Here is a 22,061-nt window from a genome sequence, read left to right on the forward strand (position 1 = left end):
TCATGACTCAACAAGAACTCAATAAATTAGGCAAAACACTCTGGAATATCGCAGATGAATTACGTGGCGCCATGAATGCCGATGATTTTCGCGATTATATGCTATCGTTTCTTTTCTTACGTTATTTGTCCGATAACTATGAAACCGCGGCTAAAAAAGAGTTAGGAGCTGATTATCCTGAACTTCCACCTATTGTCGTACTCACATCTGATGATAAGCAAAAACCTAAACAGAAAAAGCAGAAAAGAAGAACACCTTTAGATATCTGGTATGAAAATAATCCTAACGATGTTACTGAATTTGAAAAGCAAATGCGCCGCAAAGTGCACTATGTTATTAAGCCTCAATACCTGTGGAGCAATATTGCTGAATTAGCCAGAACCCAACACAATGATTTATTAGATACTTTAGAATATGGATTTAAGTATATTGAAAATCAATCCTTTGAAAGTACTTTTAAAGGGCTCTTCTCAGAGATTAACCTTAGCTCTGACAAACTGGGTAAAGATTACACTATCCGTAACGATAAACTTTGTGCAATTATTTCCGCAATTGCCAACGGTATTGCTCAATTTTCTACTAATAGCGATATCTTGGGTGATGCCTATGAATACTTAATTGGTGAATTTGCTGCAAACAGCGGTAAAAAAGCGGGTGAATTTTATACTCCACAACCATTGTCTACGATAATATCCAAAATCGTCACTCTTGATAGCCAAAAGCCAGCTACCGGCACCAAAAAAAAACTCAACAAAGTACTGGATTTCACCTGTGGATCAGGTTCTTTGTTATTAAATGTACGCAACCAACTCGGTCCACACGGCATTGGCAGAATTTACGGGCAAGAAAAAAATATCACTACCTACAACTTAGCTCGCATGAATATGCTGCTACATGGCGTGAAAGATTCTGAATTTGAAATTTTCCATGGCGATTCGTTGCTGAATGATTGGGACATTCTTAACGAAATGAATCCCGCTAAAAAGCAGGTATTCGACGCTATAGTCGCAAACCCTCCCTTCAGCTATCGCTGGGATCCTAAAGAAGAACTCGGAAAGAATTTTCGTTTTAAAAACTATGGGTTAGCACCAAAATCAGCGGCGGATTTTGCCTTTTTGCTGCACGGCTTTCACTTTTTAAGTGATGAAGGTACCATGGCGATTATCCTACCCCACGGAGTACTGTTCCGCGGAGGAGCAGAAGAACGCATCCGAACTAAGTTATTAAAAGATGGCAATATCGATACAGTAATTGGCTTACCAGCCAACCTATTTTTCTCAACGGGTATTCCTGTTTGTATTCTTGTGCTGAAAAAGTGCAAAAAGCCAGACGATATATTATTCATTAATGCCTGTGAGCAATTTGAAAAAGGTAAGCGCCAAAACCAATTACTACCGGAACACATTGATAAAATCGTCGAAACATATCGATTTCGCGAGGAAGAAGAACGTTATTCCCGTCGTGTATCAATGGAGGAAATTGAGAAAAATGATTTCAACCTTAACATTTCTCGTTACGTCAGTACGGCCAAACCTGAAGAGAAAATTGATTTAATGGCAGTAAATTCAGAATTGCTTGAATTGGATAAAAAAGCTAATGAAGCAATCAAAACACATAACCACTTCTTAAAAGAGCTAGGTTTACCACCAATATCCTGATAGTTCTGACCTCTGATAAACCGTCACGAATCTTTTTGCCTCTAAGCAGGAAATGTTCAGTGACGGTTTATTTTCTTTTAGAAAAAAGAAAATCTGTATATTAATTTTGATATTATCCAATAAATCAATAATAAAAATGGTCCTCATATGAGTGATATTCAATTATTTCGCTACAGTACTACAGGGATACAAGAGCTCTCCGGCAAAGCCGCCACTATCGAGAAAGATCTGCAAACACTGATTGAATCGCATATGGAGGCGCTTCTTGGTGTGCGTTTTCTGGCAACAGAATACAGTACAGGGAAAACACATCGTGGCCGTATTGATTCGTTAGGATTAGATGAAAACAATTGTCCGGTTATTATCGAATATAAGCGTCACAGCAACGAAAATGTGATTAATCAGGGGCTATTTTATCTTGATTGGTTATTAGATCATCAGGCGGAATTTCGCTGGTTAGTCATGGATAAACTCGGTAAAGGCACAGCAAAAAATATTGATTGGAGTGGCACACGCTTATTATGCATTGCGGCTGATTTTAATAAGTACGATGAACATGCCGTACAACAGATTAACCGTAATATTAGTTTAATCCGCTATAAATTGTTCAGTTCAGACTTATTGATGTTTGAGTTAGTCAATTCTATAACAGAAAACAATCATCAACCGATTATTCAGGAATCCAATAGCGTAAATAATAAACGCTATACCCGTAGTCACCAAGAGCAGCTATCAATAGCATCTCCTCCCCTCCTGAGTCTCCATGAGCAACTCAAAAATTATGTACTTTCCCTTGGCGATGAAGTCCAGTACAAAGAACTGAAGTTATACGGTGCATTTCGCCGTATTCGCAATTTTGTCTGTATGGCAATATACCCAATAACAGATCCTCATATCCGTATATGGCTTAAACTAAATCCAAATCACATTGTATTAGATGAAGGTTTTAGCCGAGATGTAACGAACATTGGACATTGGGGAACTGGAAATCTTGAGCTTATTGTTCGTAACGAACATGATTTAAATAAAGCCAAAATTCTTATTGAACAGGCTTATCAGGAGAATTAAATGCTACATGCAATTCTGGAAGGTAAAGCCGGGCGAGTAACCATCGGAGATGAAAAACCACAAAGTTGGCGTTCCGTCTTTAAATCACGAGAAGATCTATTGACTGCTGCGTTCTGGACACGGATTAACTATTTATCTCCGACAGCCATGAATCTATTTTTCTCAAAATCATTGGGACTGGATATTACCAAATGGGGTAATTTCAAATCGTTTAATTTCTGGCCTAAATATTATTTTAATGAAGGAGAAAAAAATTATGCAGAACCTGATGTCGTAATTACATTTGAACGTGCAGCATTGATTGTTGAAGTCAAACCTCCAATGGGTGGTAATCAACATATTACCCAATGGAAAAAGGAAATTGATGCATACTTAAAAAGTGACGATGCAAAACCACACCTATACTTTTTAGCGCTAGGCAATCTTCCTAAAGAAGCCCCAAAATGGTTGGAAAAGCTCACCGATGATTACCCTGACATCCAAGTAGTTACCAAAGAATGGAAAGAAATTAAACATTTTCTCCAAACTCAACAATGGGCGTATCCACAAGATCAACGCATTATTGATGACTGCCTAAAAACTCTCACCTTTTATGGTATACGAGACCCATTACCATCTTGGACAAATTTTGATAATTTTCTTGCCAAGAATTCATTAAATACTAAATCGATATATAGCTTATTCAATAAATAAGAGAGTGCTCTAATGACAACATCAGACAAATTCAGTCAAGTACGTCAAGCACATAGAATATGTGCAGCATTTTATCAATATATTTTTCCTATGTTGAATCAAGTTACTGAAAATTTAGGAATGGATTTTATAAAATGGGAAAAGTGGAGCTTTAAAAAGCTCTCGCGTCAATCTACAAATCCACTAACCACGTGGAGTTGGAACTCCCTGCCAATGATGGATGTATCCTTTGTTTTTGGTAAAAAAACCACAAACGGGACAATCCTCACTCCTGAAGATTTTGTGTTAGACCTTAGCCTGATTATAGACCACGAATTAGAATACAGCACTCGCATTGAAAATTACGGAGAAAATGTTGAGCCTGATGCATGTAAGTTAAAATTAAATGCTGAAGAGTCAGAAAGTTATATTGCTATTTATTTATTCAGTCTTATTAAGAAAAATAAAAACTACACATCATTAGAAGATATCTGGTATGCAGATGAAGACTATCCAAAAATGGATTCAAAAATACATAAAAGCAAAGATGTACAATCGATAGGTTTCAAAGTTAATTTAAATGAAATTGCAAAAGATGATGGAGCAATAATTCTACTTAAAAAGATTAATCAGCATCTAAAAAAACTAGGAATAAAAACGCATAAAATATAATATAACCCTTCTGAAACCTCCATGCATGTTTTATACCCATTTCCAATTATGATGGGTATTTTTCCACAAAAAACTACTAATAAAACAATTCCATTAATTCATAAATTACTTAATTATCTCCTCTGTAAAAATTTAAAAAAAACAGAAAACCATTTAGTCATAGTTCTATTTATCTGAAATAAAAACTTGATACCGAACAACTTCCAAACAAGAAAATGCAGTAATTTCCCCAATAATTTAACTATCATGCCCGACAAACTCTTTTTCCTGCACTTCGGATTCAGAACTACCCCGCTTTCCTTCCAATTTAGCAATGACTGATGTAGCAATGCAGTTACCCACCACATTAGTGGCTGTGCGCCCCATATCGAGGAGCTGGTCAATAGCGAGGATCAATAATATACCCGCTTCAGGCAGTTTGAACATCGGTAGAGTGGCAGCAATAACTACTACAGAAGCACGGGCTACGCCAGCCATACCTTTGCTGGTAACCATCAGCGTTAACATAATCAGGATCTGTTCTGTGATACTCAAATCAATATTGTAAGCCTGCGCAATAAAAAGAATGGCAAAGGATTGGTACATCATTGAACCATCAAGGTTAAATGAGTAACCCAGAGGCAATACGAAACTGGAAATTTTTTTCGGCACACCAAAGCAGTTCAGTGCATTCATGGTCTTTGGATAGGCAGATTCGCTACTCGCTGTGGCAAAGGCCAGTATGATAGGCTCTCTGATAAGCTTCATCAGCAAAAAGACATCTTTGCCGAGGAAAAGAAACCCCACGGTCAGTAAAATGCACCAAAGTAAAAATATCCCCAGATAAAAGAGAGCAATTAATTCGCCATACTCATAAAGTAATCCCATCCCTTCAATCGTAATTGCAGAGGCAATGGCAGCAAATACCGCAATTGGAGCCAATGACATAACATAATCTGTGATGCGGAACATGATGCGCCCCAGATCTTCAATCATAGTCACTATAGGGCTTGTTTTCTGACTATTCCGGCAAATATATGACAATGCTGAACCAAAAAAGAGTGAAAAAATAAGGATCTGTAAGATTTCATTATTTGCCATGGCTTCCACAAAACTACTGGGAAATATATGGCTGATAAAGTTTTTCAGGGAAAATTCACCAGCATTCAGACTCGTATCGATATTTCCATGTTGTGGAATTGCAATATTCAGCCCGACCCCTGGCTGGAACAGATTAGCGATCAGAGTGCCAATACTAATCGAAATCAAGCCAGCAACAATAAACCATATCATTGCCTTGATAGTGATCCGCCCGACAGATGATGACCCTCCAATTGACATTAATCCGGCAACAATCGTGGAAAATATAAGCGGCCCAATAATCATTTTTATCAGGCGCAGAAAGACATCGGTAATAATGTTGATATAAGAGGCAATTTCTTTTGCCTGACTGGCATCAAGATAACGATTAAATCCCCATCCCGTTATCACGCCAAGCAAAATGGCGATAACGATCTGCTTCATCAGTTTTTGCCTCTTCATGGTTATCCCCTTATTTTTTGTAATGATTAAAACTAGTTACGCTGTCTTTTTACTTACGACTTAACAATTAGTTACATTTATCAGGCTGCTAATAAAAGGAAAACGAAGGACAAGGGACGTGCAGAGTGTACATTTATGCTGATACTCGGATTTATCCTTTGGTTGTCTGGCTATATTTTATTACTTATTCTATTTAAAAATGTTATTTCATAAGAAGTCCACAACCTGTATAACGGTGGATTTTAAATATAGAATGAATAAGATTTAAATAGATAAATTCTAAATAAACAAACCTAAAGTTTGTTTGTCATACAAGAAAAAAACAAAAATAAGTTATATAGAATAGGGAGTTAACTGGACATAAAACAATTCTTAAAAATAATAACATTATGAATTTTATATCTAAAATAAATTAATCCATCTGGTTATTTTAGATATAAATATAATGAAAACTAATTTATATCAGTTTCTACTTAAAATAGCGCCCATTTATCAAATTGTTCTTTCATCTCTTTAATAGAACTTAGTTTTATTTTTGGTATGACCAATTTTTCAAACATTGCAGCATAGCGTTTTCGATTTTTGGGTGTAACAACAGTGATGTGGTGAAGCATTTCCCATTTGATTGAGTCTTGATTACCTTCCAGTCCACCGTATCGTTTACGCTGGAATGATGTCCTGTTTATATAGCGCAACAAGCTTGATAGCGTTGAAACATCTAATAAAATCAATCCGGTTGCTCTGGATAATCGTTGCGGTAGGCACCTTCCATAATTTCCATCAATAACCCAGCTCTCTTCTTTAATTGCCATATCATGCAACGAGATAAATTCATCGACAGAGCGTTCCTGCCAATCTGTATTCGGCAAATGGAAAAGTTGATCCAAATGAGTGACTTTCAAATTACATTTTTTGGAGATTGCATTAGCAAGTGTTGATTTACCGCTATTCGAAGGCCCCATAATGCAGATTCTATTTCCTAAATCTGAAAGTTGCATAACATTCTCCAATAATTATAGAGCCGCATATATTATATGGATGAGATTAAAAATCCTATCTATTAAATAATAGGGACTGTCATTTAATTTCAATTGGAAAATATCACGGTATTGATAACTGCCTTACCTTTCGATTGATATTTCATAATTTAGGCAAGGCAGATTTTTACATGGCGAAACCTGAACTATAGATTTCGAGTAACCATATTCTTAAATTGTGATAATGAAGCGACCCCAACTATAGAATCAACAGGTTTCCCATCTTTATAAATGTATGTCGTGGGTATACCACGGATACCATACTTCATAGCGATAGTATTAAACCGTTCAATATCAATTTCGCCGAAAGTGGCCTTATCTTTCATATCAATTGATAACTGCTTAAACGTCGGCGCAACCATACGACACGGCTCACACCACGGTGCCCAGAATCTGACAACACTGACCCCTTTGGCACTGACAACACTGTCAAAATTCTCTTCGGTTAATTCAAGTAATGTACTCATATGAATCCTTAGAAAAATTTTCAAGTTGATAGAAGACGATCTAGCTTAACAATCAATTATTATATTGAATATATTATCATTAGCAATGGATATTTATCAGTCAAAAATTGAAATGGTTTTCATTAAGCTCAAGTAGATAATAAAGAAACGCCATGCTTGTAATAATGAAATATCACTACGGAATGGTATTTTTGTTCGTTGAAAGTGCCGATAATTTATAGGATTTTGCTTTACGCTTCGCAGTCTCGATTTGTCGGGCGTTTAGTTTCATTTTTGGGGCACATTTAAAATCGAAGTGTAGGTGCCCCAAGCTCTACTCCTTAGAGTACATTGATTACAACAAACTACAATAGATTCTAAATCAATTGATTTATTAGGGTTTTGTAGATGGTTTTCAGACTCGAGTGGACGTTAGAAAATAATGTATGGCGCAATAGTCTGGCTCAAACCTACCTCTCAGCAACCGACTATTATCGGCGCCACATTAGATGGAGTGGCTAAATTGTATACCCCTATGTAAGAATCCAAGCCTTAACTTTATACTTTCTAAAAAATTGCCAGTAAGAATACGTAGGGAGTCACAGGTCGCTGTGCTCCCAAAAATTTCTTTCTCAGCCTTACCCGAAATTATATCTGGGTTCGATGTACAATCTGCACCATCTTGCCATTTTTATCAAATAAAACAGCAGCATGTCCACCAGAACTACCGACCAAGGATCCCTGAGAATATATCCATTGCAACAGAACTCCCCCGTTCTGTACCGATGAGGACGATGTAGGCTTGCCCAATGAGGTTTCTGCATCATGAATTGTCGTCACTCCGGGCTGCATTGAATCTAACGCATTTGGATTAAATTTATTCCCTACAGTCATGCAGGCAGTTAGAGTCAACGAAGCAAGAAATAGAACGGCGTTTCTCTTAATATCCATTTTTTATTTTCCAATTTGTGTCGTAACTATATACGACAACTGATCTACGCTACAAAAAATAGCTTAATTACATTAATCAACTTCTTGTTGCGGCCTTTTGTTAAGCCACGAAGATTCTTTTGTTCGTCCACCAGTATTTTTTTGGCTTAAGTAGTTTATCAAAACCGGTTGCGTTTAGATGATATATCTAACTATTCAATCGGGCTTATAGGTGCACACTATTTGTGTATAAATGAGATATGTCTATAAATCACCAACAGAAAATAGCATGTACACAAGCAATAAAGCACACAATAAATATCACACCCTATATGGCATTTTTTCGTGTTATCACTATCTGGTTTTATGCGTGACTATTTGGTGAGGAATATGTGAAATAAATAATAGATTAGATTTGGTGCCGAAGGCCGGACTCGAACCGGCACACCCGAAGGCGGTTGATTTTGAATCAACTGCGTCTACCGATTTCGCCACTTCGGCACTGAAAGGGTTCGGAAAACGAGAGTTATTATACTTGCCCGAAGACCATTCGCAACACTTATCCTTCCAATTTTGTTCAAGTGCTGAAAAAAAAAGCAAACACAATAACTTTCACATAAATTTGCTTAAATTTAAGCCCACATTGTTCTATGTAACATAAATCGACCTTTTATAACTTCTTATCATCGATAGACAACCCATAATCTCCTTATATAATTCAAAATAAAATACTATAAAACACTGCTGTTGAGGTAAATCAGTATGACGCTTATCAATTGGATATTCGCAGGTATTCTGCTGGGTTTTGTTATCGGTGCCGTTATTGCGATATTTAAGAAGAATAAATAACGGTTGAGTTTCGCCATGCATTACGCTCCCTGATTGGTTAATCCGAAAATGAACAAACGGCTCTATAAATTTTGTGTTGTTTCAGCTCTCTCATTAGCGATTTCAGCCTGCTCTGCTTCTGGCAATTCGCACCAGAACAAAACGCCGCACTCAGGTAAACAGCCTACAAAATGGGAAGTGTTTGACGGCGATGTTTCAAACCGGAAAATGGCTTCAGCGCTGGTTGAAGAGTATGCACAGTCAATCTTTAATGAAGGTAATCCGCTAGGTATGGCAATGGTGGTGATTGATAATAATCAGGTCATACACCATAGTTTTGGGGAAACTTATCCAGGGAGCGGTATCAAACCCAGCCAGAATTCTTTAATCCGCATCGCTTCAATCACCAAACTGATGACCAGTGAAGTCATGATCAAGCTGGCAGAACAAAAGCGTATTAAAATCACCGATCCATTACAAAAATATACTTATCATGGTGTGCATGTACCCGATTTTGGTATCGATCAGCCTATTCGGTTATATCATCTGGCAAGCCACACCAGTGGGTTACCACGGGAGCAACCCGGAGGAAAATGGGGGCGTCCGGTATTTATCTGGCCAACTCAGTCTAATCGATGGAACTGGCTGAAAAATGCGGATCTAGAAACGGCCCCCGGCACAACGGCTTCTTATTCTAATCTGGCCTACGATTTATTAGCTGATGCCCTTTCCAAAGCAACCGGCGAACCTTATAGCCGCCTTCTACATGAAGAAATCACTCTTCCCTATAAAATGAAGGATACAACCCTGACACCAACCCCTGCCCAGTGTGCCCGGTTGATGGAGGGGATCAAATCCAGCCCTTGCCTCAATACTATCGCCGCAGCAGGCAGTGGCGGCATTTATTCTACTCCCGCCGATATGCAACGCTGGATGCAGCAGTTTTTATCCTCCCACAATCATTTGAGAAAACAGACTGCCAGCCGTGAACAGGGCATTTATTTTAAACGCGCTGAGCTGGCTTCAATCAGAGGAATGGATGTGGCCGGAAAAGCTGATGGTATCGGGCTTGGCTGGGTTTATATGAACGGTAAGAAAGATGTTCCGGGTATCTATCAGAAAACAGGCGGCGGCGGCGGGTTTAACACTTATATGGCGATGATCCCTGAGCAGAATATTGGCGTCTTTATCGTCATGACCCGAAAAGAGCACAGTAAGTTCCATCAGGTGACTAAAGGTGTGAATGAGCTGGTCACTGCACTGGCACAGAATCATAACCAGATTCCAGAGCAACCGGTAATGGAATTGGTAAAAAAATAAGCCTATAAAAAATAACAGCCTGAGTTTATATCATCAAAACTCAGGCTGTATCAGTCTGATAGAAGCAGGATATCAATTTGTGGCTGCTATTTTCTCTTCAAAAGTAAGTAAACACTCACTGTAAAGAACAACAGACTCGGCAGCAATGCACCCAACATCGGCGGCATGCTATAAACCAGACTAAGTGGGCCGAATATCTCATTGAGGACATAGAAAACAAAGCCTGAGCTGATCCCGACCACAACCCTGAATCCCATAGGAACACTGCGCAACGGCCCGAAGATAAAGGAAAGTGCCATCAACATCATGACCGCCACGGATAACGGCGCAAAAACCTTTTTCCACATATTGAGTTCGTAGCGCCCGGCATCCTGCTGGCTCTGTTTCAGATAAGTAATGTATTGATACAAGCCACGAATAGAAAGCGCGGTAGGCTCAAGGGAAACAACTCCCAGTTTTTCTGGTGTCAGCCGGCTTTTCCAGTCAGCAGAGATATACTGTGAACCGGTGATCCGGCCAAAATGATTTAAATCAGACTCTTCCACCTGAGATAACTTCCATTGCGCATGTTCCGTATCATACACAGCGGATGCTGCATATTTCACTGACAATAGTTTTTTTTCGTTATCAACATGATAGATACTGACACCGTTCAGAGAACTATCCTTGCCTACACTCTGAATATAGACGAAATCATTACCATCTTTTGCCCAAAGCCCTTTGGAGGTGGACATCAAAGAACCACCATACATCTTCTGTGAGCGGAAGTTACGGGCGATTTGTTCCCCTTGTGGAGCAACCCATTCACCGATCACCATTGTCAGTAAAACCAGCGGAATAGCCGTTTTCATTACTGCACCGGCAACCTGAAGACGGGTAAAACCCGAAGCCTGCATTACCACCAACTCACTGCGGGTAGCCAGCGCTCCTAAACCCAAAAGCGCTCCCAACAAAGCCGCCATCGGGAAGAAAATCTGGATATCCTTGGGAACGCTCAGCAAGGTATAAATACCGGCAGAAAGTGCTGTATACTCGCCCTGCCCGACTTTACGCAGCTGATCGACAAATTTAATAATGCCGGATAGCGACACCAGTGTGAACAGTGTCATCAGAATGGTTTGCAGGATCGTCCGCCCGATATATCTATCTAATACACCAAACATCAGGCAGCTCCTTGATTCTTAAAGCGTGAACGCAGTTTACGCATCGGGGTGGTATCCCATACGTTAAGCGCCAGTGCCAGAGCAAAATACATACCGTTAACCAGCCACATCCAGATCATCGGGTCCAGTTTCCCTTTACTGCCATTAGAGCGCAGGGAACTTTGCAGCAGGAAGAAAATCAGATAGAGCAACATGGCTGGCAGCATACTGAGTACGCGCCCCTGCCGCGGGTTGACTGCACTTAGCGGAACAACCATCAATGCCATAATCAGGACAGATGCAATCAGCGTCAGACGCCAGTGGAGTTCAGAACGGGCATCTTTATCATTGCTATGCCACAGTTCAGACATTGATTTTTGTTCAACTTTACCGCTGTCTACATCCGGGTTTTGATGTCCGATAACGGCACGATAGTCGTTAAAATCGGTAATGCGGAAATCACGTAACAAGGCCGTTCCCTCGTAGCGCGTTCCTGTATGAAGTACCGCAACCTGATTGCCGTTGGGTAACGCTTCCATATGCCCGCCATCAGCAATGACGATTGAAGGTCGCTGATTATGCGTCGGGCGAAGCTGGGCAAGGAAAACATTCTCAAAATTATTCCCTTTGACGTTACCGATATACAGCACCATGTTGCCATCATTAGAAGGCTTGAACTGCCCTTCCATTATTGCGGCAAGGCTTGGGTTTGCTTTCGCATCTGCCAGCACTTGTTCCTGATATTTAGATGACCACGGAGTGAACCAGATAACGTTGGCCGCAGCCAGCATCGCAGTGAGCAGGGCCAGAATGAGGGCGGATTTCACCAGCACGCTTTTACCTAAACCGCAGGCATGCATGACGGTAATTTCGCTTTCCGTATAGAGTTTACTGAATGTCATTAACACCCCGAGAAACAAGCTCAGGGGTAAAATTAGCTGCGCCATCTCCGGCACACCTAACCCTAACAAAGATAAAACTAAATTTGCGGGAATATTACCTTCCACCGCCGCGCCCAATACCTCAACTAATTTCTGACTGAAAAAGATCAGCAATAAGATGAAAAGTATTGCGATTTGACTTTTCAGGGTTTCCCGTACCAGATATCTAATGATGATCACGCTTATTACGCCTGTGAAAACTTGTCTTTTTGCAGGAAAGTCGCTAACTTCGTCGTATATCTACCATTTATATGAATCAGTTTGGCTTCCCCGTAGCTAAAATGATACCAAAGCATTCCATATATTTGTTCTCAATTAGAGCATACTTATCGTTGGCTAAGTATCTAAAATTAATATACTCAGCTTAACATAGCAGAGAACTTTATTTGGGATGATTTAATGCGGAACATGGTATTTTAGCGATTGTATCTGTCTTTGTCTTTAAGATTCAGGAGAACGCATGGAGTTTAGTGTAAAAAGCGGTAGCCCGGAGAAACAACGCAGTGCGTGTATTATTGTCGGCGTATTTGAACCGCGCCGTCTTTCCCCTATCGCAGAACAACTTGACAAAATAAGTAACGGTTATATCAGTGCCTTACTGCGCCGCGGTGAACTTGAAGGCAAAGTGGGGCAGACCCTGCTACTGCATCATGTTCCTAATGTGCTGTCTGAGCGCATTCTGCTGGTTGGTTGCGGAAAAGAGCGTGAACTGGATGAGCGCCAGTATAAGCAGATTATTCAGAAAACCATCAGCACCCTCAATGAAACCGGTTCAATGGAAGCTGTCTGTTTCCTGACTGAATTACACGTTAAGGGACGCAACAACTATTGGAAAGTACGTCAGGCAGTCGAAACAGCAAAAGAGTCACTGTATGTCTTCGACCAGCTTAAGAGCAGCAAAACCGAACTGCGTCGGCCTTTGCGCAAGATGGTCTTCAATGTGCCGACCCGCCGCGAACTGACCAGCGGTGAACGTGCCATTCAGCATGGGCTTGCCATTGCTGCTGGCATTAAGGCAACAAGAGATCTGGTTAATATGCCGCCTAATATCTGTAATGCTGCGTACCTTGCTTCACAGGCACGCCAGCTTGCTGACAGCGCTGAAAATCTGGTTACCAAAGTGATTGGTGAAGAGCAGATGAAAGAGCTAGGTATGAATGCCTATCTGGCGGTAGGTCAGGGTTCTCAGAACGAATCGCTGATGTCGGTAATCGAATATAAAGGCAGTAAAGACCCGAATGCGAAACCTATCGTACTGGTGGGTAAAGGCCTGACTTTCGATTCCGGTGGTATCTCCCTCAAGCCAGCCGATGGCATGGAAGATATGAAGTTCGATATGGGCGGTGCGGCTTCTGTTTATGGTGCGATGAGAATTGTGGCTGAGCTGCAATTACCCATCAATGTCATCGGTGTTCTGGCTGGATGCGAGAATATGCCCGGTGGTCGTGCCTATCGCCCCGGAGATATTTTAACCACAATGTCCGGCCAGACCGTTGAAGTGACGAATACTGATGCGGAAGGTCGTCTGGTGCTGTGCGATGCGCTGACTTATGTTGAGCGTTTCGAGCCAGAGCTGGTTATTGATGTCGCCACGCTGACAGGTGCATGTATGGTTGCACTGGGCAGTCATTATACTGGTTTGATGTCCAACCATAATCCACTGGCCCATGAACTGCTGAATGCGTCAGAACAGGCCGGTGATCGGGCATGGCGTCTACCGTTGGGCGATGAGTTTTCCGAGCAGTTGGAGTCGAATTTCGCGGATATGGTTAACTCCTGTGGGCGTCTTGGCGGCGCGATTACTGCCGGTGCTTTCCTGTCGCGTTATACGGCTAAATACAATTGGGCACATCTGGATATCGCCGGTACAGCATGGCGGGCAGGTAAGCAGAAAGGAGCAACAGGTCGTCCGGTTGCACTGTTGGCACAATTCCTGTTAAATCGTGCAGGTCTTAATGCTGATGATTAATACCCCTCCGCCATTTTTTGCATAAGAATATGGCGTATACCCAACAGATTTCGGGTTACAACCTGAAAAATGATGGCGATAAAAAGGTATTAAAGAAAAGGGTATTGCTGCTGCAATACCCTTTTTCCGTCACCTTACCTGTCGTTTAACCATTTTTCTGTAACCTATTTTCGATAATCATGAGACTATGAAAAACGCCACTTTCTATTTATTGGAAAAGATGTCACCGGAACAATCATCGTCTTTAGATGATTTACAGCCACATGAATGGCTGGCATGTCAGCTTGCCGCTGACCAATGGCGTGCAGGGAAGCGGGTTCTGATTGCTTGTGAAAGCCAGCAGCAGGCCGAAAAGCTGGATGAAGTCCTATGGCAGCGAGAGCCGGGCCAGTTTGTGCCACACAATCTTGCAGGAGAAGGCCCCCGTTATGGCGCGCCTGTAGAATTGTGCTGGCCGCAGAAAAGAGGTAATTCTCCCCGTGATATTCTGATTACACTGCTTCCTCATTTTGCAGACTTTGCCACAGCTTTCCATGAAGTGGTAGACTTCGTCCCTATTGATGAAAATCTGAAACAGTTAGCTCGCGAACGATATAAATCCTATCGTAGCGTCGGCTTTAATTTGACCATGGCAACCCCGCCAACCTATTAAATATCAAGATAAAATGGAAAAGACACCCGCTACTAAAACGCAATCTGAGCCATCTCTCGATAAAACGTATAACCCGACAGAGATAGAGCAACCTCTTTACGATCACTGGGAAAAGAGTGGTTATTTCAAGCCAAATGGTGACACCAGCCGTGAAAGCTTCTGCATCGTCATTCCACCGCCAAATGTGACCGGTAGCCTGCATATGGGGCACGCCTTCCAGCAGACTATCATGGATACAATGGTGCGTTACCAGCGTATGCAAGGCAAAAACACGCTGTGGCAGGTCGGTACTGACCACGCAGGTATCGCAACACAAATGGTTGTTGAGCGCAAAATCGCAGCTGAAGAAAACAAAACTCGCTACGATTATGGCCGCGATGCTTTTATTGACAAGATTTGGCAGTGGAAAGCGGAATCCGGTGGCACAATCACTAACCAGATGCGTCGTCTGGGTAACTCTGTAGATTGGGAGCGTGAGCGCTTCACCATGGATGAAGGGTTGTCAAAAGCCGTTAAAGAAGCCTTCGTACGCATGTATCAGGACGACCTGATTTATCGTGGTAAGCGTCTGGTTAACTGGGATCCAAAACTGCGCACAGCAATTTCTGATATCGAAGTTGAAAACCGCGAAGTCAAAGGTTCAATGTGGCATCTGCGTTATCCATTAGCAGATGGTGCGAAAACAGCCGAAGGCAAAGATTATCTGGTTGTTGCGACAACCCGTCCGGAAACGGTGCTGGGAGATACCGGTGTTGCCGTTAACCCGGAAGATCCTCGTTATAAAGATCTGATTGGCAAAGAAATCATCCTGCCACTGGTAAACCGTCGTATTCCTATCGTGGGCGATGAGCACGCTGATATGGAAAAAGGTACTGGTTGTGTGAAAATCACTCCGGCCCACGATTTCAATGACTATGAAGTGGGTAAGCGTCACAGCCTGCCGATGATCAATATCCTGACACTCGACGGTGATATCCGCGAAGCCGCAGAGGTGTTCAATAGCAATGGTGAAGCTTCTGACGCTTATTCAACCGAAATCCCGGCTGAATACCGTGGAATGGAGCGTTTTGCCGCCCGTAAAGCTATCGTTGCCGAATTCGAAAAACAGGGTCTGCTGGTAGAAATCAAGCCTCACGATCTGACCATTCCTTATGGCGACCGCGGTGGTGTAGTCATCGAGCCAATGCTGACCGACCAGTGGTATGTCCGCACTGCGCCACTGGCAAAAGTGGCGATTGAAGCTGTTGAGAATGGCGATATCCAGTTCGTACCAAAACAGTACGAGAACATGTACTACTCTTGGATGCGTGATATTCAGGACTGGTGTATTTCTCGTCAGTTATGGTGGGGCCACCGTATTCCGGCATGGTATGACGCAGAAGGCAACGTCTATGTGGGTCGCGATGAAGAAGAAGTCCGTCGTGAAAACAATCTGGGTGCAGATATTACTCTGACTCAGGACGATGATGTGCTGGATACCTGGTTCTCTTCCGGTCTGTGGACATTCTCCACCCTCGGCTGGCCTGAACAGACGGAAGCACTGAAAACGTTCCATCCGACCGATGTACTGGTCAGTGGCTTCGATATCATCTTCTTCTGGATTGCCCGCATGATCATGATGACCATGCATTTCATCAAAGATGAAGACGGCAAACCTCAGGTGCCATTCAAGACGGTCTATATGACAGGTCTGATCCGCGATGAAGAAGGCCAGAAGATGTCTAAATCCAAAGGGAACGTTATCGACCCGCTGGATATGATTGACGGCATTCCGCTGGAAAATTTGCTGGAAAAACGCACCGGCAATATGATGCAGCCACAAATGGCAGAGAAAATCCACAAGCGTACTGAAAAGCAGTTCCCGGAAGGCATTGAAGCCCACGGTACTGACGCCCTGCGTTTCACTCTGGCGGCACTGGCTTCCACGGGTCGTGATATCAACTGGGATATGAAGCGCCTGCAAGGTTATCGCAACTTCTGTAACAAACTGTGGAACGCCAGCCGTTTCGTGCTGATGAACACCGAAGGGCAGGATTGTGGTCAGAATGGTGGCGAAATGTCGCTGTCACTGGCAGACCGCTGGATCCTGGCAGAGTTCAACCAGACAGTGAAAGCTTATCGCGAAGCTCTGGATACTTACCGTTTCGACATCGCGGCTAATATTCTTTACGAATTCACATGGAACCAATTCTGTGACTGGTATCTGGAACTTTCCAAACCGGCTATCAATAAAGGTTCTGAAGCAGAAGTCCGCGCAGCGCGCCATACTCTGATTGAAGTGCTGGAAGGCCTGCTGCGTTTGGCTCATCCAATCATTCCATTCATCACCGAAACTATCTGGCAACGTGTGAAAGTAGTTAAGGGCATTGATGCAGATACCATCATGCTGCAATCTTTCCCTGAATTCGATCAGGCGAAAGTTGATGAATTAGCGCTGAACGATCTGGAGTGGATTAAAGAAGCGATCATTGCAGTACGTAACATCCGTGCAGAAATGAATATTGCGCCAAGCAAACCACTGGAAGTTCTGCTGCGTGATGCGAATGCCGATGCACAACGCCGCGTTGCTGAAAACCTGAATTTCCTTCAGGCAATGGGCCGTCTCTCCTCTGTTACCGTTCTGGCAGCAGGAGAAGAAGCACCTGTTTCTGTGACCAAGCTGATCAACGGTGCAGAAGTGCTGATCCCAATGGCTGGCTTAGTAGATAAAGATGCAGAACTGGCACGTCTGGATAAAGAAATCGAAAAGCTGGATAAAGAAATCAGTGGCATCGAAGGCAAACTGTCCAACGAAGGATTTGTCAGCCGGGCACCAGAAGCGGTTGTTGCTAAAGAGCGTGAGCGTCTGGCAACAAACAATGCAGCTAAAGAAAAATTACTGGCACAGAAAGTAACTATCGCTGCTCTGTAATATTTTCTGAATTAAATTAAGCCACTGTATATTTGCAGTGGCTTTTTTTGAGTGTTAGCTATTGGGATAGAATACATCAACATGAATATAATCTTCATTCAGTTGATAACTCTCTTTTAATAACTCAGACATATCACTGATCATATTAGGAGAACCACACATATAAACTTCTATCTGATTATTCAGACCAATCTCTTTTTTAAAGACATCCTGTACATACCCGCAATGGACTTCAGGATAGTCTTCTTCATCTGACCGTGATAAAGCCATATGGAAATGGAAATTTCCTAATGTGTTTTTCCAGTTATCTACAATCTCAGAAAAATAGTGATCGGCTTTTCGTCTTCCTCCCCAAAAAAGATGAATTTTTCGTTCATTAAATACGCCAGATTCTATTATGGATTTTATCGGTGCAAATCCTGTTCCTGTCGCAACAAAAACAATATCTCTTACCTCATCATGATAATCCGAAATAAAATCACCATAAGGCCCGTATATCCACAATACATCATTGACTTTCAGCTTTTCACAAATCACATCTGAAAACACGCCATTTTTATTCTTAGCTACATGAATTTCAACATACCCATCATCCTTCGGGATATTAGCTACAGAATAATACCGGCATTTTCCATTAGGGACTTCTATACCAATATATTGTCCCGGAATAAAATCCATCTTAGATCTTTTCGATAACTTGAATCTTATAACAGTGATTCCGGGAGTTCTTGTTATATCACATATAACAGCGCCTTCTTTGGTATCTGAAAGCATTTTATTATCACCATCTGCTTCACAAACAATATTGCTCTTGGCAATCGCGCAGCATGGTAAAAAGTAATTATCGTCCAGTTCTTTCTTTGTTAATCCAATTTTATTCCCGACTGTATACTCTATATCACCGGATAATAACTTTAACTTACAAACCCGACAGGCTCCCAACCGGCAACCATTTTTTAAAGAATGTCCGTTATTTTCGGCTTGTTCCAATATAGTTATGTTTTCATCAGAAAAAAATTCGATTTCATTTTTATTAATACTAACAAAATGTTTCATTTTACAATTAGGATCATTCCATGCCATTCAAACATTCAACATACTTCTTCCCGGCGATAATAAATTCTTCCGGTGAAAAACCGCCGCCTGATTCTTCAATAATAAAATTCCCCTGATAACCTTCACTCACCATATAGGATAATACTTTGTGATAGTCGAAGTTGCCTTCATCCAACGGTAAATGAACGTGTTCACCATTCAGTACATCATTGAAGTGCGCATTCCTAATATAAGGTAGAATTCTTTTTAATCCTTCCTTATATTCTCTGGTACTGTTTTTATGCATAAATGATTCAAAATGCACAATGTCCAGAGTCAGGAAGACACCGTACTGATGGCATAAGATCTCATGCTGTTCATCACTTAGTACGATATACTTTTCTCTGTCACTTCCGGTATTTTCCAGCAGGATAGTCATGCCATTTTCTTTTGCAACTTTTGATAATTTCTCGATAGATTTAGACAACTGCTGAAAATCAAAATCAGAGATTCCATTATCATCAAATTCAAGATAACCGGGATGAATAGTAATATATTCAGCACCGATCTTCTTCGCTTCATAAATGAATGATTCAAGATAATCAACAGCAATAATTCTGTCCAATTCTTCACTATTAGCAATATCTGTTTTGATGCCGATATAAGGCGCGTGGACAGAATAGTAAAGATCGTTATCTTCTTTTAACTTATTCAATACAGCAACTTTCTCATTCCATTTCTCAGGATGATAATCAATTAAGTCTCTTAGCTCTTTTTCAAATTCAATTTCAATACGCTTAAAATCTTTACTTAACTGTTCAACTAAAACGTCTATATCTGCCGGATTTTCAAAAATGTTTGTTGAGAAGCCAATTTTCTGAGAAAAATTCATAACCATTCCTATTAAATATCTTGCTGAGAAAGTTTATTGCTTGATAATCTATTAAAATAAAATTTTCGTTCCAAACCTAATGTGTCAGGGTTGATAAATTCATAAGTTTCAGGGAATTTTTTAATTCCATTTTGATGAATACCTGCGCAAGTTGAAAACGCATATTTCCCTAATAAAGGTTTATTAGGATGAGGCAATTTATTGATAATGTCATAATAAAAATTGCATAGATCAATGAGATCTTTCATATCAATATCTGCTTTAAACCTATTTTTATATTCACTTCTATAAGACAGAATTGCCATTATTTCTTCAAACGACGCATTACCACAGCGCTCACCAACTCCACCCAGTGTCACCTGTACTTCATCTGCTCCGGCATCAATTGCACTGATTGAGTTAGCAACTGCCAGCCCTAAATCATTGTGGCAATGAACAGAGAACCGTATACCCGGAAACTTATTTTTAAAATAACTAATCAGATTACTGATATATAGCGGTGTAGCACAACCGGTGGTATCGGCAAAGCAGATATCGTTAACATGGTAAGCTGTCAGTAGCTCAATTTTCTCTTCTAAAAGATCAAAGCTCCCTCTTGATGAGTCTTCTAAAATAGCTGAAACTTTACCTTTATAATCACTATTAGCTATATATTCCAAAGAACCTTTCAGCATCAATAATATGCTATCTTTGGTAGAATCAAACTTTTTTCTGATATGTATTTCTGAGCCAACACACAACAAGTTTAATTTGGGCTTTTTAAATCTGCTTAAAGCTAAAGTTGTTCTTTCAATATCATCAGGTTTTAATCGGCATAAAGCGGCAATATAGGTATCTTTAAAATCTATATTAGATGATGCGGCCTCATAAAAAAACTTTTCGCTATCTTCATCTGTTACCATGCCAATCTCAATAGAATCAACCCCTAAATCAATTAAACGTGGTAACAATTTCAACTTTTTTTCATTCGAGAGTAAACACCCAATCCCCTGCTCACCATCTCTCAATGTTGTATCAAAAAAACATATTTTTTTCATTAACCCACCATGATATTAATGTAAATAAAACAGATGATATAATTAAGCTCTTTAATATAGAGCCTGTGCGCTTACTGATAAAATAAGCAGTTATAACCGTAATAATTGCAAGAGCATACTTAATTTCAAAATTATAAATTAATTCGCTGATTTTTATATTACCAAGAGAAATATTTACAATAATACTGCCAAGGATAAAACACACTGAATAATCTAAAGAGGTAATAAGAAAACCATCTTTCTTAATTTTCTTGTTACCCATTAAAAATGGTATAACCCGAAGAAGGTAACTGATTGCTCCCATCAATAAGACCATAATCATGTTCAGGCTCCCTTTTTAATGTTTAATTCATAAAATGCAATGCACATTCCAACCATAATGGGTATTGCTATATCCATAAGCTGAATATTTAATTCATTGATGAATGGTGCACACAACCCACCTATCAGCGTAGCAAAAACGGACAAATCTTTTCCGGCACGCTTAGCGGTAAGAGATGAAAAATGAATCGGAATTAACATCACGAGAAAAAGAGAGATTGAATCGTAATTCAGGTAATCTGAAGATACATATCCCAGTAAGGTTGCAAGAACAGCGATAACAAAACTGGGGATAGAGACACCCAGATAATAATTAAACTGTGCCTTCCCTTCAGGGATCTTCTCCGAAACTAAATGAGCATGAGTTACGGTATATGTACTGGCACTGAATGCCAACATTGACAATACAACCTTGCTTTTTGATATGCCATGAAAATACTGTGACATAACCATCGACATCAGAAAGAAGCGAAAGTTAATGATCAGGGTGAGTATTATCACTGATAAAAATGCGCCATTGGCAAGATAATTAACAACAGCAACCTGCAACGGTGCAGCAAAAGTGAATACAGAACCCACCATTGTCTCTATTAATGAAAGCCCTTTATTTTGATACAGAGCACCAACGGATGCAAAAATGAGGAAAAAAGAAATGCAAACAGGTAATGAATCTAACATTCCTTTTCTAAATAATGAACTTTGCATTGAACACCAACTTTTAATATCAATAAATTCACACAAAAAATCATAATATGGAAAAACATTACATTAAAAAAAATGATGCTTCAATGTTTTTGACGCTATCTTATTGAGAACAATTATTATTAATGTAGATTTCACATTTAATTACTTTTATTCCATGTTAATAAAACCATTAAATAACAAAAATAAAATCAATTAAAATCAAATAGATAAGAAAAACAAAAAAACAAATATGTTTTTTAAAAAATGTTTCTCTATTATTAAAAAATGGAAGTAATCAACATTGTTTACAAGAACAGGTATGAAC

At 40.5% G+C, this 22,061-nt stretch carries 19 protein-coding genes and 1 tRNA gene; 8 read left to right on the forward strand and 12 right to left on the reverse strand.

Features of this window, described 5'->3' with window-relative positions; genetic code table 11:
- Window positions 1–2: 2 nt before the first annotated feature.
- The 4 genes from AACX38_RS11440 (at window position 3) to AACX38_RS11455 (ending at window position 4,070) form a co-directional block, all read left to right on the forward strand.
- Window positions 3–1,658, forward strand: a complete 1,656-nt coding sequence (locus tag AACX38_RS11440) for a type I restriction-modification system subunit M (protein WP_228864352.1) — start codon at window positions 3–5, stop codon at window positions 1,656–1,658.
- 147 nt (window positions 1,659–1,805) lie between these two features.
- Entirely contained in the window at window positions 1,806–2,726 is a 921-nt protein-coding gene (locus AACX38_RS11445; protein ID WP_228864353.1) for a DUF5655 domain-containing protein, read from the forward strand.
- Entirely contained in the window at window positions 2,727–3,419 is a 693-nt protein-coding gene (locus AACX38_RS11450) for a hypothetical protein (RefSeq protein WP_228864354.1), read from the forward strand.
- A 12-nt stretch (window positions 3,420–3,431) separates the two neighbouring features.
- Window positions 3,432–4,070, forward strand: coding sequence for a hypothetical protein (locus AACX38_RS11455; RefSeq protein ID WP_228864355.1), 639 nt, complete (start codon window positions 3,432–3,434; stop codon window positions 4,068–4,070).
- Between the two features lie 237 nt (window positions 4,071–4,307).
- On the opposite strand, the gene AACX38_RS11460 is transcribed toward AACX38_RS11455, so the two are convergent.
- The 5 genes from AACX38_RS11460 to AACX38_RS11480 form a co-directional block, all read right to left on the reverse strand.
- Window positions 4,308–5,591, reverse strand: coding sequence for a dicarboxylate/amino acid:cation symporter (locus AACX38_RS11460; RefSeq protein ID WP_228864356.1), 1,284 nt, complete (start codon window positions 5,589–5,591; stop codon window positions 4,308–4,310).
- 473 nt (window positions 5,592–6,064) lie between these two features.
- Window positions 6,065–6,589, reverse strand: coding sequence for a GTPase (locus AACX38_RS11465; RefSeq protein ID WP_228864357.1), 525 nt, complete (start codon window positions 6,587–6,589; stop codon window positions 6,065–6,067).
- A 185-nt stretch (window positions 6,590–6,774) separates the two neighbouring features.
- A complete protein-coding gene (locus AACX38_RS11470) occupies window positions 6,775–7,095 on the reverse strand; it encodes a thioredoxin family protein (protein ID WP_228864358.1) in 321 nt (106 codons plus the stop codon).
- Window positions 7,096–7,722: 627 nt separating this feature from the next.
- Entirely contained in the window at window positions 7,723–8,025 is a 303-nt protein-coding gene (locus AACX38_RS11475; RefSeq protein WP_228864359.1) for a hypothetical protein, read from the reverse strand.
- 395 nt (window positions 8,026–8,420) lie between these two features.
- Window positions 8,421–8,505 (reverse strand) — tRNA-Leu (locus AACX38_RS11480).
- 396 nt (window positions 8,506–8,901) lie between these two features.
- Between AACX38_RS11480 and ampH the strand changes: the two genes are divergently transcribed.
- Window positions 8,902–10,152, forward strand: a complete 1,251-nt coding sequence (gene ampH / locus AACX38_RS11485; protein ID WP_099109025.1) for a D-alanyl-D-alanine-carboxypeptidase/endopeptidase AmpH — start codon at window positions 8,902–8,904, stop codon at window positions 10,150–10,152.
- Window positions 10,153–10,238: 86 nt separating this feature from the next.
- On the opposite strand, the gene lptG is transcribed toward ampH, so the two are convergent.
- Window positions 10,239–11,315, reverse strand: a complete 1,077-nt coding sequence (gene lptG, locus AACX38_RS11490) for an LPS export ABC transporter permease LptG (RefSeq protein WP_228864360.1) — start codon at window positions 11,313–11,315, stop codon at window positions 10,239–10,241.
- Entirely contained in the window at window positions 11,315–12,415 is a 1,101-nt protein-coding gene (gene lptF / locus AACX38_RS11495) for an LPS export ABC transporter permease LptF (protein ID WP_099120068.1), read from the reverse strand. The genes lptG and lptF overlap by 1 nt, the downstream gene beginning before the upstream one ends.
- A 280-nt stretch (window positions 12,416–12,695) precedes the next feature.
- Between lptF and pepA the strand changes: the two genes are divergently transcribed.
- The 3 genes from pepA to AACX38_RS11510 all read left to right on the forward strand — a co-directional run bounded on the left by pepA (window position 12,696) and on the right by AACX38_RS11510 (window position 17,767).
- On the forward strand, window positions 12,696–14,204 hold the full coding sequence (gene pepA / locus AACX38_RS11500; RefSeq protein WP_099109028.1) for a leucyl aminopeptidase: 1,509 nt from the start codon (window positions 12,696–12,698) through the stop codon (window positions 14,202–14,204).
- Window positions 14,205–14,391: 187 nt separating this feature from the next.
- Window positions 14,392–14,856: a DNA polymerase III subunit chi gene (locus AACX38_RS11505; protein WP_228864361.1), complete on the forward strand. Its 465-nt coding sequence runs from the start codon at window positions 14,392–14,394 to the stop codon at window positions 14,854–14,856.
- Between the two features lie 13 nt (window positions 14,857–14,869).
- A complete protein-coding gene (locus AACX38_RS11510) occupies window positions 14,870–17,767 on the forward strand; it encodes a valine--tRNA ligase (RefSeq protein WP_228864362.1) in 2,898 nt (965 codons plus the stop codon).
- 54 nt (window positions 17,768–17,821) lie between these two features.
- On the opposite strand, the gene AACX38_RS11515 is transcribed toward AACX38_RS11510, so the two are convergent.
- From AACX38_RS11515 to AACX38_RS11535, 5 genes are read right to left on the reverse strand one after another with little or no spacing between them, the layout of a single operon-like run.
- A complete protein-coding gene (locus AACX38_RS11515) occupies window positions 17,822–18,850 on the reverse strand; it encodes an FAD-binding oxidoreductase (protein WP_228864363.1) in 1,029 nt (342 codons plus the stop codon).
- Window positions 18,837–19,694, reverse strand: coding sequence for a sugar phosphate isomerase/epimerase family protein (locus tag AACX38_RS11520; RefSeq protein WP_193757098.1), 858 nt, complete (start codon window positions 19,692–19,694; stop codon window positions 18,837–18,839). Before AACX38_RS11520 ends, AACX38_RS11515 begins: the two co-directional genes overlap by 14 nt.
- An 11-nt stretch (window positions 19,695–19,705) precedes the next feature.
- Window positions 19,706–20,731 carry a LeuA family protein gene (locus AACX38_RS11525; protein ID WP_228864364.1) on the reverse strand — a complete coding sequence of 342 codons (1,026 nt, stop codon included), beginning with the start codon at window positions 20,729–20,731 and terminating at the stop codon, window positions 19,706–19,708.
- Window positions 20,709–21,053, reverse strand: a complete 345-nt coding sequence (locus AACX38_RS11530) for an AzlD domain-containing protein (RefSeq protein ID WP_099120062.1) — start codon at window positions 21,051–21,053, stop codon at window positions 20,709–20,711. Before AACX38_RS11530 ends, AACX38_RS11525 begins: the two co-directional genes overlap by 23 nt.
- Before the next feature lie 2 nt (window positions 21,054–21,055).
- The gene (locus AACX38_RS11535) at window positions 21,056–21,730 is read right to left on the reverse strand and encodes an AzlC family ABC transporter permease (RefSeq protein ID WP_228864365.1); all 675 of its coding nucleotides are present in this window, start codon (window positions 21,728–21,730) and stop codon (window positions 21,056–21,058) included.
- Window positions 21,731–22,061: the final 331 nt, after the last annotated feature.

The organism is Xenorhabdus sp. PB30.3 (assembly GCF_963895965.1).
Lineage (GTDB): Bacteria > Pseudomonadota > Gammaproteobacteria > Enterobacterales > Enterobacteriaceae > Xenorhabdus > Xenorhabdus stockiae.